This window comes from Calidithermus chliarophilus DSM 9957 (assembly GCF_000430045.1).
GTDB classification, from domain to species: domain Bacteria; phylum Deinococcota; class Deinococci; order Deinococcales; family Thermaceae; genus Calidithermus; species Calidithermus chliarophilus.
Map to the genome: position 1 here is coordinate 30,073 of NZ_KE387027.1, position 13,118 is coordinate 43,190.

13 protein-coding genes are annotated in these 13,118 nt (G+C 68.4%); 8 read left to right on the plus strand and 5 right to left on the minus strand.

Going from position 1 to position 13,118, the window contains the following annotated elements; translation table 11 throughout:
• Positions 1–4: 4 nt before the first annotated feature.
• Genes MEICH_RS0117170 through MEICH_RS0117180 form a run of 3 tightly spaced genes read right to left on the minus strand, consistent with a single transcriptional unit; the run spans position 5 to position 2,293 of the window.
• Entirely contained in the window at positions 5–499 is a 495-nt protein-coding gene (locus MEICH_RS0117170) for a nucleotidyltransferase domain-containing protein (RefSeq protein ID WP_051304309.1), read from the minus strand.
• Positions 496–1,572 carry an enolase C-terminal domain-like protein gene (locus tag MEICH_RS0117175; protein WP_027893612.1) on the minus strand — a complete coding sequence of 359 codons (1,077 nt, stop codon included), beginning with the start codon at positions 1,570–1,572 and terminating at the stop codon, positions 496–498. The genes MEICH_RS0117170 and MEICH_RS0117175 overlap by 4 nt, the downstream gene beginning before the upstream one ends.
• A complete protein-coding gene (locus MEICH_RS0117180; protein ID WP_027893613.1) occupies positions 1,559–2,293 on the minus strand; it encodes a DEAD/DEAH box helicase family protein in 735 nt (244 codons plus the stop codon). Before MEICH_RS0117180 ends, MEICH_RS0117175 begins: the two co-directional genes overlap by 14 nt.
• Positions 2,294–2,387: 94 nt before the next feature.
• Between MEICH_RS0117180 and MEICH_RS0117185 the strand changes: the two genes are divergently transcribed.
• From MEICH_RS0117185 to MEICH_RS0117205, 5 genes are all read left to right on the plus strand, one after another.
• On the plus strand, positions 2,388–4,577 hold the full coding sequence (locus MEICH_RS0117185; protein WP_157202883.1) for a COG1470 family protein: 2,190 nt from the start codon (positions 2,388–2,390) through the stop codon (positions 4,575–4,577).
• 120 nt (positions 4,578–4,697) lie between these two features.
• Entirely contained in the window at positions 4,698–5,216 is a 519-nt protein-coding gene (locus tag MEICH_RS0117190; protein WP_027893615.1) for a hypothetical protein, read from the plus strand.
• Positions 5,217–5,276: 60 nt separating this feature from the next.
• Complete coding sequence (locus tag MEICH_RS0117195) at positions 5,277–6,122, plus strand: carbohydrate ABC transporter permease (protein ID WP_027893616.1); 846 nt, start codon at positions 5,277–5,279, stop codon at positions 6,120–6,122.
• Positions 6,123–6,476: 354 nt separating this feature from the next.
• On the plus strand, positions 6,477–7,262 hold the full coding sequence (locus MEICH_RS0117200; protein ID WP_027893617.1) for a carbohydrate ABC transporter permease: 786 nt from the start codon (positions 6,477–6,479) through the stop codon (positions 7,260–7,262).
• A gap of 122 nt (positions 7,263–7,384) precedes the next feature.
• Positions 7,385–8,590 carry an ABC transporter substrate-binding protein gene (locus tag MEICH_RS0117205; protein WP_027893618.1) on the plus strand — a complete coding sequence of 402 codons (1,206 nt, stop codon included), beginning with the start codon at positions 7,385–7,387 and terminating at the stop codon, positions 8,588–8,590.
• A 324-nt stretch (positions 8,591–8,914) separates the two neighbouring features.
• Here MEICH_RS0117205 and MEICH_RS0117210 read toward each other — a convergent pair whose 3' ends face one another.
• On the minus strand, positions 8,915–9,679 hold the full coding sequence (locus tag MEICH_RS0117210) for an SDR family NAD(P)-dependent oxidoreductase (RefSeq protein ID WP_027893619.1): 765 nt from the start codon (positions 9,677–9,679) through the stop codon (positions 8,915–8,917).
• A 98-nt stretch (positions 9,680–9,777) separates the two neighbouring features.
• Between MEICH_RS0117210 and MEICH_RS30505 the strand changes: the two genes are divergently transcribed.
• The 3 genes from MEICH_RS30505 to MEICH_RS0117225 are packed head-to-tail and all read left to right on the plus strand — an operon-like array spanning position 9,778 to position 11,696.
• Entirely contained in the window at positions 9,778–10,803 is a 1,026-nt protein-coding gene (locus MEICH_RS30505; protein WP_157202884.1) for a hypothetical protein, read from the plus strand.
• Positions 10,804–10,808: 5 nt separating this feature from the next.
• The gene (locus MEICH_RS0117220; RefSeq protein WP_036219655.1) at positions 10,809–11,249 is read left to right on the plus strand and encodes a helix-turn-helix domain-containing protein; all 441 of its coding nucleotides are present in this window, start codon (positions 10,809–10,811) and stop codon (positions 11,247–11,249) included.
• A 30-nt stretch (positions 11,250–11,279) separates the two neighbouring features.
• Complete coding sequence (locus MEICH_RS0117225; protein ID WP_027893620.1) at positions 11,280–11,696, plus strand: VOC family protein; 417 nt, start codon at positions 11,280–11,282, stop codon at positions 11,694–11,696.
• Between the two features lie 343 nt (positions 11,697–12,039).
• On the opposite strand, the gene MEICH_RS29510 is transcribed toward MEICH_RS0117225, so the two are convergent.
• A partial coding sequence (locus MEICH_RS29510) for an Ig-like domain-containing protein (protein ID WP_036219656.1) occupies positions 12,040–13,118 on the minus strand: 1,079 nt, incomplete at its 5' end.

Here is a 13,118-nt window from a genome sequence, read left to right on the forward strand (position 1 = left end):
CCCACTATAGCGTTCTTCGCCGCCGCCGTGCCGCCAGCGCCTCGAGCTGCGCCGCCCGCTCGAGCCGCCCCATCCGGCGGTAGGACTCGGCCTCGTAGGCCAGGTCGAGCACGGGGACGCGCATCCCGTCGAACTCGAGGAAGCGGCGGTGGCGCTGGAGGTCGGTGGGCGGCTCCCATTCCCCCGTGAGGGGGTCGCGCTTCTGCAACTCGCCCATCACCTGCACCGCCACCCCGCCGAAGTCGAAGTCGCCGAAGTGCGAGCGTACCCGCTCCCCGGCGCGGTCGGTGCCCACCGGGTGCGTCAGGTGCTCCCGGAACAGCGCCTCGAAGCGGTAGGCCCCCGCGCGGTCGGTCTGGATGTCGATGTCGCGGGGAAGGGCCTCCAGTCCCTGCATCGCGAAGGCCAGGCTGCCGGTGAGGGCCCAGTCGATCCCCTCGGCCTCCAGGCGCGCGTGGATCAGCCGGAAGACCTCGAGCAGGCGCGGCGGGAGGCTCACGCGGCGTACTTCTCGAAGGCTTCGGGCTCGAAGCGGCAGGCCTGGAGGTCTGCCCAGTGCAGCCAGCCGTCGCGGAAGGGGGGGAACTGCAGGAAGCCGCCCTCGGCCTTGAGGTGGAAGGCCAGCTCGCAGGGCTCGGTGACGGGCTCGAGGAAGGCCAGCAGGGCGGTCTGGTAGGTGCCGAAGCTCGACAGCGCCTGCGAGCCCACCATCACCCCCTTGCCCGCCTGCTGGGCCAGCCCCATCATGGCTAGGCTCTGGGTGTAGCCGGTGCGGGCGGGCTTGACGTTGAGGACGTCGAAGGTGTCCAGTTGCAACTCGCGGCGCAGGTCGCGGGGGGTGAAGCAGGAGTCGTCGGCGATGAAGCGCAGCCAGCGGGTCTCGCGCAGGGCCTTGCGGGCCTTGACCTCCTCGACGGGCAGGGGCTCCTCCACGTACGACAGCCCGGCCGCCGCCCAGGCCTTGAGGTAGCGCTCGCCGTTGTCGGCGTCGAGGGTCTCGTTGGCGTCGGCGTAGAGGTCGGCGTCGGGGAAGTGCTCCTTGAGCAGGGCCAGGCGCTCCAGGTCGCCCTCGAGGTCGCGCCCCACCTTCACCTTGAACACCCGCACCCCCGCCGCGTACGCCGCGGCGGCGTCGCGCAGCATCTCCTCGGCCTCGGCGATGCCCAGGATGTAGCTCACCCGCACCCGGTCGTGGTGGGGCTCGAGGGCCTGCCACAGCTCCTGCCCTTGCGAGCGGGCCCAGGCTTCCCACAGCGCGACGTCGAGGCCGCCCTTGGTGGTGGGGTGGCCGGGGAAGTTGCCCAACACCGCCTGCACGGCCTCGGCGTCCTCCGCCTCCAGCCCCAGCAGCCGCGGGGCGAGGTGTTCGAGCGCGGCCAGCACGGTGGCCTGGGTCTCGCCGTAGATGGTGGGGCGCGGGGGGACCTCGGCCCGCCCCACCGAGCCGTCGGAGAGGGTGACCTCGAGCAGCACGTGCTCCATGGCCTCCATCTCGCTGGCCTTGCCCCAGCGCAGCGCCCCGCGCAGCGGGATGCGGAAGGGCCGCGCTCGGATGGCGTCAATGCTGGGCATGCACCCCTCCCACGAAGGCCCGGATTCGCTCGGCCTCCTCCGCCACGCTCAGGGCCTCGGTGTCGAGGAAGAGGGCGCGGGGGTGGCCCCCCAGCAGCCTGCGCGGCCCCTCGGGGTCGTAGTTCTTGCGCTCCTCCGCCACGATCTTGAGCTTGGCGAGCAGCTCCCGGGCCTCGAAGCCCCAGGACAGCGCTTCCTCGAGCTCCTCCTCCGACAGCACCCCCTGTGCCGTGCCGCGCAGGGCGTCCATGTCGGCCGCGTCGAGCCTCACCCGGTCGAAGCGGTCGCCGCGCCCCAGCAGCCGCGCCAGGCGGGTGAGGTCGCGGGCCTCGAGCACCACGAAGCGGGCGAGGGGGAGGTGCTCAAGGGCGTAGGCCACCTCCGCCTCCCCCCGAAGCCCGTCGAAGAGCAAGGGCCAGGCGGGCAGGGTGCGGGCCTGGCTGAGGGCCTGGGCCACCCCGCCGGGGTGGGTCTCGCGGAAGCGCCGGGTCAGGGCGAAGCGCTCGGCGCGGTCGAGGGCCTGGCCTTCGGCCCCGAGCAGCGGCAGCACGTAGCGGTCCACCACCTCGCGGCGGTCGGGGAGGGTGGGGTAGGCGAGGGCCTCGAGCAGGCTGCTCTTGCCCACCCCGGTGAGGCCCACCAGCACCAGCAGGGGCAGCTCGGGGAGGGGTTTGGCCTCGGGGGGCGCGGCTTCGGCGGGGAGGAAGAGCGGGTGGCTCATCGCCCCTATTCTTCCCCGTGAGCGAGGGAAGTACAAATTCCGCACGCTGCTTTACGGGAATCGTTATACTTTTCCAGCCGAGGAGGCGTGCTACATGCGAAATCGTCTAGGGTTATGGTCTTTTGTTGTCCTGCTGGTGGCTCTGGCAGCCTGCACCCCGGTCCCCGACCTCAAGCTCACCCTGAGCGCCGGGTCCGTTACGGTCGACCAAGGCGGGAACGGCACGGTCCAGATCTCCTTCCAGCGCACCAACCTCAACGACCCCATCAGCCTCAGCGTGGAGGGTTTGCCCGTGGGGGTCACGGGCGACTTCAGCCTCAACCCCGCGCCCAAAGACGCCACCGCCTTGACGCTCACGGCGGGCGTGGGCGTGGCCCCGGGCGAGTACGCGCTCAAGGTCAAGGCGGCGGCACCCGGCGTCGCCCGCGAGGCCAGCCTCACCCTCAAGGTAGCGTTGGCCGACTTCAGCCTCAGCCCGGCCTCGCCCAGCATCTCGATCAACCAGGGCGCCTCGGGCACGGTAGCCATCAACATCAACCGCACCAACCTCGCGGGCGAGGTGAGCTTGGCCGTCGAGGGCGCGCCCTCCGGCGTGAGCGCGACCTTCGCGCCTAACCCGGCCAACACGGCCTCGAGCCTGCTCACCCTCACCGTGGCCGAGGGCGTGACCGCCGGGCAGTACAGCCTCACCCTCAAGGGCACGGCGGGTGGCCGCGTGAAGACCGCCAGCCTGGGGCTCACCGTCAACCCCAAGCCCGACTTCGGCCTGAGCCTCGAGCCGGCCAGCGTGACCCTGAAGCCTACCCAGACCAAGGACATCACCGTGACCATCGCCCGGACCAACCTCACCGGAGAGGTGAGTCTGAGCCTGGAGGGTGCGCCCGAGGGGGTCACGGGGAGCTTTAGCCCCGCGGTCACGGACGGGAACTCGAGCACCCTGACCTTGAGCGTGGGCAACGCCGTGGCGGCTGGAGATTACACCCTCACGGTACGGGCTACTTCCGCCAACTTCAACAGGACCGCCTCGTTCAGCCTCCGCGTTGAGCAGGCTCGGTCGACTGCTGTAACGGTTCGTACCTTGATCAATGGAACCCAACAGAACGCTACCTGGGCGGCTTACCAGGATGGAGGCGGGGTCTGGAAGCCTCTCTCGGGGGTGGGAGGTAGCTACAGCTTCGCCGTGACCGATCCCGCAGGAAGGTACGGGGTAGCCTTTGTCTGCCCTGCTAACCCTGGCGGGACTGCGACTTGGGTATCGGTGTACCAATTCACCGTCCGTGAGACCACTAACTTCAGGGTAACCTGTGGCTCCTATTACGGCTCCGGTTCACCATCCTCGGGGCCCCTGACCCTCTCGGGCACGGTCAGTGGGTTGAGCGGTTCGGTTACCGCCTCGATATCTTTGGGCGCTGGTCACATCACTACTGCCAACGAGAGCAACCCGCAATACGCCATCAGTGGCCTTTCGGCGGGCACCTACGATCTGATCGCTACCCGGCAACCTTCCGGATCGCCGGGCGAGGCTCCCGACAAGCTCATTTTCCTCCGTGACTTAACCGTGGACGCAGATACTGTCCGTGATCTGAACTTTGAAGGACCTGAGGCATTTAGCCTTGAAGGTTCTTACACTGTAAGCCTCCAGGGTGGCTCTAGTGACTACTTCGCCGCGAGCTACACGACGGGTACTCCCGGTATAGGGAGTGCATTTGCGCTGGGCGGTGGCCCTGGGGTCAGTGCTTTCACTTATCAAGCCGTGCCAGCCAATAAAGTCAAGCCTACAGACTTTTACGTGTTTACTGCATCGGCGGGTAGTTACTTCACTAGGGTGTCTAAATTTGCCTTAAGGACCCTAACCACCCCCCAGGATGTTGTACTCAGCTTCCCCAGTGACCTGACAGCGACGTTTGACTACAGTAAAACCACGCCATACCTACGGCCCCGCGTGAATTGGAGCACCACAGGGGAGGTACAGGCTTTCGCGGTGGCATACGTGCAGAGTGACGGCACCAACAGCTTATCCTGGAACCATGTTGTCAGCCCCGGCTGGCTAGGAAACAGCCGGGAGTACACTTCGCCTGACTTCAGCGAGGTGTCGGGCTGGCAGGATGCCTGGGCTCTTCAGGAAGGTATGCTGGCTGAGTCGGCGATCGGTTACGTGAATTCGAACACCTCGATGGATTTGGCGCTTTCAGCGCTCTCCAACACCGCGCCCGATGCTGATGTAGACTTCCGCAACATCGAGATCCAGGTATACCGTAGGTCATCGAACTCCCCACTTCCTTAAACGCTGGCTTGTCCCAGGGCCGGGCAGAAGCCCGGCCCTTTCCCATTGCCCTCTTGACCCCAGGCTACCGAAGCCCTCACGAACGCCCTGTTATGATGGCCTGAGTCTGGAGGTTTTAGGATGAAGCGAATTCTCCCAATCCTCACGCTGCTTCTCGGGCTGGCCTTCGCCCAGGTCCCGGCCTACCCCGAGAACACCGCCGGGCTGGGCTTCACGGTGGGCAAGGGGCTCACCGTACAGGCGGGGGTCAACCTGCCGCTGCTGGGCTTCGACACCGGCGTCGACGTCGAGCTCAACCCCCTGGCGCCCGGCGGCTTCGAGTTCTGGAGCCTCAGCCGCCTCAACCTGATCCCCGCGCTGGTGGTGGGCGACCTCTCGATGTCGGTGGGGGCCGGCATCGACGTGCGCTACGCGGCCAAGAACGGGGCGACCGCGCCCTCCTTCGGGGCGCACCTGGGCCCCACGGCCACCCTCGAGCTCCCCGGCAGCGCCCTCTCGGCCTACGTGGGGCTGGGCTTCCAGGACGGCTTCAGCCTCGCGTACGGGCTGGGCTTCCGCCTCTACCTCGACCCCCTGGCCCTCGAGCTCGCCCTCACCGACCGCTACTGGCTCAAGCTCTCCGCCCTGTACCTGTGGTAGGGTGCTACCCGTAGCCTCCGCCGTCCAGGCTCGAGGCCCCGCCCCGCCGCCCGAAGCTCCATGAGATCGCGCTTTAACCCGGCCCAGCTCTTCGCCCTGCCAGCGGCAGGGCTTTTGGTGTTGTTCCTGCTGTACCCCTTCCTCGACGTGCTGCGCTTCTCGACGTGGGAGTGGTCGGGGCTGTCGGAGCCGAAGCCGGTGGGGCTGCAGAACTACCGCAACATCCTCACCGACCCCGACTTCCACCGCAGCCTGGGGACTACCCTGGTGCTGGCCCTGATGACCCTGCCGCCCTTCATCGCCCTCTCGGTGCTGTTGGCGCTGGCGCTCGAGGGCCAGCGCTACGAGCGCGCGGTCAAGGCGCTGCTGTTCCTGCCGGGTCTGGTCACGCTGGGCGGGGCCTCGGTGGCGTGGTACACGCTGTTCTCGCCGGAGTACGGCGCCCTGGCGAGCCTGATCCCCGTCCCGCGCTGGGACCAGGAAGTGGTGTGGGCGCTGCTGCTGATCACGCTGTTCACCCTCTGGCGGCACATCGGCTACGGGGTGCTGGTGGTCTCGGCGCGGCTGAAGGGCATCCCCAAGACGCTGCTCGAGGCCGCCGCCGTGGACGGGGCTTCCCCCGCCGAGGCCTTCCGCTACATCACCCTGCCCCTGCTGCGCCCGGCCATCACCTTTTTGGTCGTCATCGGCACCGTGCTCTCGCTGCAGTCGTACAGCGCGGTGTTCCTGCTCACCCGGGGCGGCCCCTTCGGCGGGACGCGGGTGCTGGGCTACTACCTCTACGAGACCGGCTTCGAGAACTTCCGCCTGGGCTACGCCGCCGCCGTGACGGTGGTGATCCTGCTGCTGACGCTGTTCTTCGCCCTGGCCCAGGCCCGGCTGCTGCGCGGGGGGGAGCATGAGTAGGGCCATGCGCAAGACGCAAGACGCGAGACGCCAAACGCCAGTCGTACGTCCTGCGTCGTACGTCGTACGCCAAACGCAAAACGCCAAACGCAAAACGTCAAACGCCCTTTCTCTACCCCCCTTAGCAAGGGGGGCTGGGGGGATAGAACTCTCTCCCCGCCTGCGGGGAGGGTTGGAGTGGGGTGTTTCTCACCGCGAGCCACAAGCCACGAGCTACGAGCCTTCTGTCTTTGACCCTCGACCCTCGACACCCCTGGCTATCGACTATCGACGTCTTCCGGCGTTCGGCGTTCGGCGTTCGACGTTCGGCGTATTGCGTATTGCGTTTGGCGTTGGGCGTTCTTGGAGGCCCGCGTGATCCGCCACCTCTTCGTCTTCACGGCGGCCTTCCTGGTGGGTCTGCCCTTCCTCTGGATGGCCTACGCAGCCTTCATCCCGCCCGAGCAGGTCTTCGCCGGGGAGTTCTTCGGGCTGCGCTTCAGCCTCGCCAACTTCGGGGTGCTGTCGGAGGGCGAGTTCTGGGAGGGCTTCTGGGGGCGGCTGCTGTTCTCGGTGCTGCTGTCGGGGGGTGCTACGCTGCTGCAGCTTTTCACGGGCTTCCTGGCGGCCTACGCCATCCGGGAGGGGGCGCGGCTGCTGCCCTTCTTCCTCGTGATGCTGGCGATCCCGGCCGAGCTGCTGCTGGTGCCGCTGTACGGGCTGCTGCAGCGGCTGGGCATCCTCGACACGGTGTGGGCGCTGGTGCTGCCCTTCGCGGCGAGCCCCTTCATCGTCTACCTGCTCTACCAGGGCATGCGGACGGTGCCGGTGGAGCTGCTCGAGGCCGCCCGGCTCGACGGGGCGGGCCACCGGGTGATCCTCACGCGCATCCTGCTGCCCCTGCTGCGGCCGCAGCTCATCGCCGCGGGGGTGCTGAGCTTCGCCGCGCACTGGAACCTGGTGCTCTACCCGCGCATCGTGGCCGGGGACGAGCGGCTCAAGACCGTGCAGACCTGGATCACCGACCTCCAGCGGCAGAACCCGGCCGACTGGGGCCCGCTCTCGGCGGCGGCCCTGGCAGCGACGCTGCCGCTGATCATCATCTACCTGATCTACGAGCGGCGCATCGTCGAGACCTTCGAGGAGGGCCTCAAGGGTTAAGACGCACCCCGGGCCCTGGGGGGCGCTTCGCGCCGGGGGTTTGGCATTAAGCCCAAAGTTTTAATCCGCCGGCGTGGCAGACTACGGCAGACCGGGCCCCTCGCCCGGGACGTGGAGGCTAGATGTACCGTGTTTTGACGCTGTTTATGCTCTTGCTGGGCCTGTCGGCGATGGCCCAGCGCCCTACCGAGATCGTCTTCTGGCACACCTCGGGGCCGCCCGCCCAGGACCTGTTCGAGGGCTTCATCAAGGAGTTCAACGCCCAGCAGAAGGACTACAAGATCACCTACCGCTTCGTGGGCGACTACCGCGAGGGCGGGATCAAGCTCCTGGCCGCGCTGCGTTCGGGCGGCGCCCCCCACCTCTTCCACGGGGAGATCTCCTTCCTGGGCCGCGTGGTGCAGGAGGGGCTGGGCGTGCCCCTGGACGCCCACCTCGCCGGCATCCCCAACGACTTCTTCCCGGGCTTCCTCGAGACCGGCAAGGTGAAAGGCCAGACCTACGGCCTGCCCATCGGCCTTTCGGTGCCGGTGTTCTTCTACAACGCCGACCAGTTCGCCGCCAAGGGCCTCAAGGCCCCCTCGAGCTGGGAGGACGTCGCCAACGCGGCCCAGAAGCTCACCAGCCGCGCCGCCAAGGGCTACATCGTCTCCTCCGACATCTACAGCTTCAACGTGCTGGTGATGAGCCGGGGCGGCAGCCTGGTGGGCAAGGACGGCAAGCCCAACTTCACCGACGCCAGGGTGGTGGAGTCGCTGGAGTACCTGCAGGAGATGGTGAAGAAGGGCTCCGCGCAGAGCCGCAACATCGCCGAGGCCCAGTTCTCGGTGGCCGACTTCCTGCGCACCAAGGCCTTCATGGGCGTGGCCCCCATCACCGCCTGGCCCCTCATCGAAGACCGCGCCCCCATCCCCTTCAAGCTGGGCGTCACCGCCATCCCGCGCACGAACGGGGGCAAGGTGCCCCTGGCCGGGGGCGCGCTGATCCCGCTCAAGGGCGTGAGCCCCGAGCAGGTCAAGGGCATCGTGGCCTTCTGGAAGTACCTGATGGAGCCCGCCAACATCGCCAAGTGGGTCAAGACCACCTACTACCTGCCCATGCGCCGCGCCGCCCAGCCCCTGCTGGAAGACTGGTACAAGGCCGACCCCCGCCGCCGCGTGGCCTTCGCCCAGGTCGAGGAGGCCGACATCTGGCTGCAAGACCCTGAGTTCGTGCTGTGGTACGGCTTCCTCGAGGAAGCCCTCGAGCGTGCCCTCAAGGGCGGGACCAGCGCCAAGGCGGCGCTCGAGGAGGCGCAGCGCAAGGCGCTTCAGGTGGAGCGGAAGTAGGTCGGTGGTCGGTAGTCGGTGGTCGATGGTCGATAGCCGATAGCTAAAGGCAAGACGCAAGACGCAAGACGCAAAACGCCTTGTCACCCCCCTTAGCAAGGGGGGCTGGGGGGGATACCCCCTCCCCGTCAGCGGGGAGGGGTTTCACCACGGGCTACGAGCTGATAGCTGACGGCTGACTGCTTACCGCTGATATCATACCGGATTCAAAAAGATAATCTTCCAAATCAAAAAACTCCAGAGGCTATCTTTTTGAATCCTAGAGTACTCCCTTCGGTCGGGTTAGTTCGGCGCCGTTCGGCGCCGAACTAACCGAATCTGGTATCACACCGGTCTCCCCGCCATCATGAAGCTCGCCGTCATGCCGCCGTCGACGGGGAGGACGGCCCCGGTGATGAAGCTCGCGGCTTCGGAGGCCAGGAAGAGCACGGCCTGTGCGACCTCCTCGGGCTTGCCCAGGCGGCGCAGGGCGTGGAGGTCTTCCCAGTCGCGGCGGGTCTGCTCGGGGTCGTCGGAGAGGTCGATGGCCTCGAGCACGCCCTCGGTGGCGATGGCGCCGGGGGCGACCGCGTTGACCCGGATGCCCAGGGGGGCGAGGTCGAGGGCCAGCGAGCGGGTGAGGTTGACCAGGCCGCCCTTGGAGGCGTTGTAGGCGGCGTTGTTCTGCTCGGCGAAGAGGCCCTGCACGCTGGCGACGTTGACGATGGCGCCCCCGGCGTTCTTGCTCATCTCGCGGGCGGCCAGCGCCGAGAGGTGCATGGGGGCGGTGAGGTTGACGTCGAGGACCTTCTGCCAGTCCTCGAGGGCCACCCGCAGGGCCGAGCCGGGGGCCGAGATGGCCGCGTTGTTGACGAGCACGTTGACCGCGCCCCACTGCCGCAGGGCCTCGTGGACCAGGCGCTCGCGGTCGTGGGGCCGGGCGATGTCGGCGTGGACGAAGAGGGCCCCCATCTCGCGCGCCACCTCCGCGCCTTCGGGGCGCACGTCGCACAGCACCACCATGGCCTCCTGGGCGGCGAAGGCCTCGGCGATGGCCCGCCCGATGCCCCGGGCCGCCCCTGTGACCAGCACCACCTTGCCCTGGAACATGCGCCGAGTCTAACTCGAGCCGCCCGCTTTATCGCCTGGCCCTGGGCTGCTACCCTGAGGTTCGGCACCGTCTCGAGCACCCCCCCAAAGGAGATCGCATGAACGCATCGGTACCGGCAATTCCCCAGCGCATCGGCGGCCGGGCGCTGGACTGGGCCATGGCCCTGCTCGCGCTCTTTTTCGTGGGGGGCCTCTACCTCGACGGCTGGGCCCACACCCACGGCCGGGTGGACGAGTCCTTCTTCACCCCCTGGCACGCCGTGCTCTACTCGGGCTTCGCGCTCAACTTCCTGGCCCTGGCGGGCGTGGCCTGGGTCAACCGCTCGAGGGGGGCCTCCTGGGCTGAGGCCCTGCCCGCGGGGTACGGGCTGGCGCTGGGCGGGCTGGGCCTGTGGTTCCTGGGCGGCCCGGGCGACCTCCTCTGGCACACGCTCTTCGGCATCGAGGAGAGCATCGACGCGCTCTACAGCCCCACCCACCTGCTGCTGGCGGCGGGGCTGGTGCTGGGCGCCAGCGGGGCTTACCGCGCGGCCTGGGCCCGCCGGGAGAGCCCGCGGAGCCTGGGGGAGCAACTGCCCATGCTGCTGTCGCTGGCGGCCACCCTGGCGGGCCTGACCTTCTTCCTCGAGTACACCCACCCCGTGGGCAACTTCTGGGGCCTGGGGCGCTTCCCCCAGGGCCAGGACACCCAGGCCTTCGGGATCATCGCGCTGCTGCTGATCAACAGCGTGCTGGTGGGCGCCCTGCTGCTCACCCTGCGCCGCTGGCGGCTGGCCCCGGGGGCCGTGGTGGTGGTGCTGGGGATCAACGCCGTCGCCATCGGCTTCATGGCGCGGGAGTATCCCTACGGTCAGATCGGGGCCTTCCTGGTGGCGGCCTTGCTCATCGAGGGGGTCTACCGCTGGCTCGAGCCCAGCCCCCGCCGGGTGGCGGCCCTGCGCCTGTTCGCCTTCCTGGCCCCGGCCCTCATCACCTCGGCCCACTTCGCGGTGGGGCTGCTCGGGGCGGGCCTGAGCTGGTCGGTCCACCTCACCTGGGGCGCCGTCGTGCTCAGCGGGGCCGCCGGGCTGCTGCTGAGCCTGCTGGCGGTCCCGCCCGCCCTGCCCGAAGGGGCCGAAGCCTGAGCCCTATGCCCAACCTCCGCCGCCTGCTGCGGGCCCGCGACTTCCTGCGCGAGGCCTACCACCAGCCGCTGAACCTCCCCCGCATCGCCGCACAGGCCAACCTCTCGCCCCATCACTTCCTGCGGGCGTACAAGCGGGCCTTCCAGGAGACCCCGCACGACACCCTCACCCGGCTGCGCCTCGAGCGGGCCAAGACCCTGCTGCGCCAGGGCGAGCTGTCGGTGAGCGAGGTGTGCCTCGAGGTCGGCTTCGAGAGCCTGTCGACCTTCAGCGGCCTGTTCCTGCGCGAGGTGGGCCTGCCGCCCTCGCACTACCGCAAGTACGCCACCTCCCAGGTCTACATCCCCCTGGTCTACCGCACCCTCTACGTGCCCGCGTGCTTCCTGCGCGTGTACGGCGGCCCGGAGCCGGAGCGCAATTTTGAAGAAGCGCCGCTCGAGCCCTAGCGTTATGCTCCGGGCAGAAAGGAGCGATTTATGGTTACCCGTCAGAGCCACACCACCATCTACGTGCTCGACCAGGACAAGGCGCTGGAGTTCTACCAGGGCATCCTGGGCCTGGAGGTGCGCACCGACATGCGCATGGAGCAGGGCTTTCGCTGGCTCACCGTGGGCCCCAAGGCCCAGCCCGACCTCGAGATCGTGCTGATGCCGGTCCAGGCGGGCCCGGCCATGGACGCCGAGACCGCCGAGCGCATCCGCGGGCTGCTGGAAAAGGGCGCGATGGGCGTGGGCGTCTTCGAGACCGACGACATCCACCGCGACTACGCCGAGTGGAGCGCGAAGGGCGTCCACTTCGTGTCCCCGCCCAAGGAGCAGTTCTACGGCATCGAGGCGCTGGTGCGCGATAACTCGGGCAACTGGTTCAGCCTGACGCAGCGGAAGAAGGGATGAGGGTCGATAGTCGATAGCCGGATGCCGGTAGCTTCCTCAATCCAGCCCCTCTCCCAGCGGGAGAGGGCTTATACCAGATTCGGTTGGTTCGTCACCGAACGGTGACGGACCAACCCGACCGAAGGGAGACGCTTTCTTCGCCGACCGTCAGGGAGGGGTGTGCTCTAGGATTCAAAAAGATAGCCTCCGGGGCTCTTTGGATCGGATGATTATCTTTTTGAATCCGGTATTATTTGCGTTAGCGCCTTCGTAAAGGGGAGAGGGAGGGGCGGGTCTCGTGCTCGCTCCTGCAAAGTGCGTCTTGCGCTTCGCGTTCGGCGTTCGGCTGTCGGTGAACGCCACACTAGCCCTGCCGCATGAGCCAGTTCATCAGGGCGCTCAGCAGGCGGCTGCGCTGGTCGGAGGCGAGCGACTCGAGGCCGAAGGTCAGGTAGACCACCCGGCCCGAGCCGAAGGGGCTCAGGGTGCCGGCCGCGAATTCGCCGGCGGACTGGGCCAGGAGGCGGGGCTCGAGGCGGTCCTTGCCGTTCTTCTTGGCGCGTTTGCTCTTCTCGCGGGCCTCGCGGGGGTCGTCGGAGCGGGACTGGATCTGGGCGAGGCTGGCGCCCGGCTGCCACAGCAGGGCCGCTTCGGCCCCGCCCAGGGGGCGCACCGCCGAGGGGTAGTACTGGTTGCGCAGGCCGTCGCCGCTCATGAGGGTGTAGCTGCCCCCGCCCAGGCTGCCGGAGGCGCTGAGGCTGAGGGTGTCGGCGTTGTCGGCCTCGAGCTCGGCCCGCAGCACCTCGCGGTAGAAAGGGGTGTCGCCGATGTCGTAGCCGAGGTCCTGGCCGCTGAGGAGCACCCGGCCCCCGCCCTGGACGTAGCTGCGGAGGTTCTGCTGGTCGGCGGGGGTGAGGGTGTCGGCCCAGGCCTCGCCCAGGATCCACAGCACCAGCGGGTAGCGGCGCAGCCGCTCGAGCGAGAGCGGGCCCTGGGTGTGGACGGCGTGGGTGTCGAAGGCGATCTTCTGGGCCTTGAGCGTGGCCTCGACGGGCGTGGCGGCGTCGGGGGAGAGCCCGGCGTCGTCGTCGACGAGCAGGATGCGGCCGGTCGTGCCGCCGCCGGCGCTGCCGTAGTTGACGGTGACGGTGGCCGAGCCGCGCTGCCCGTCGGTGTCGTAGGCAAAGACGGTGAGCGTGTTGGCCCCCGGCCTGAGGAAGCCCACGGTGCGGCTGAAGCGAACGCTGGGGCCGGGGTTGATGCCGATCTCCTCCTCCGGCTCGTCGTTGAGCTTGAAGGTGAGCCGGCGGATGCCGCGGTCGTCGCTGGCCTGGCCCTCCAGGCGCACCGTGTTGGTGCTGGCGGTCGAGCCGTTGGCGGGCTGGCTGAGGCTGACGCTGGGGGCGCCGTCGCCGCCGGTGGGGGGCGGGGGCGCCGGGGTGG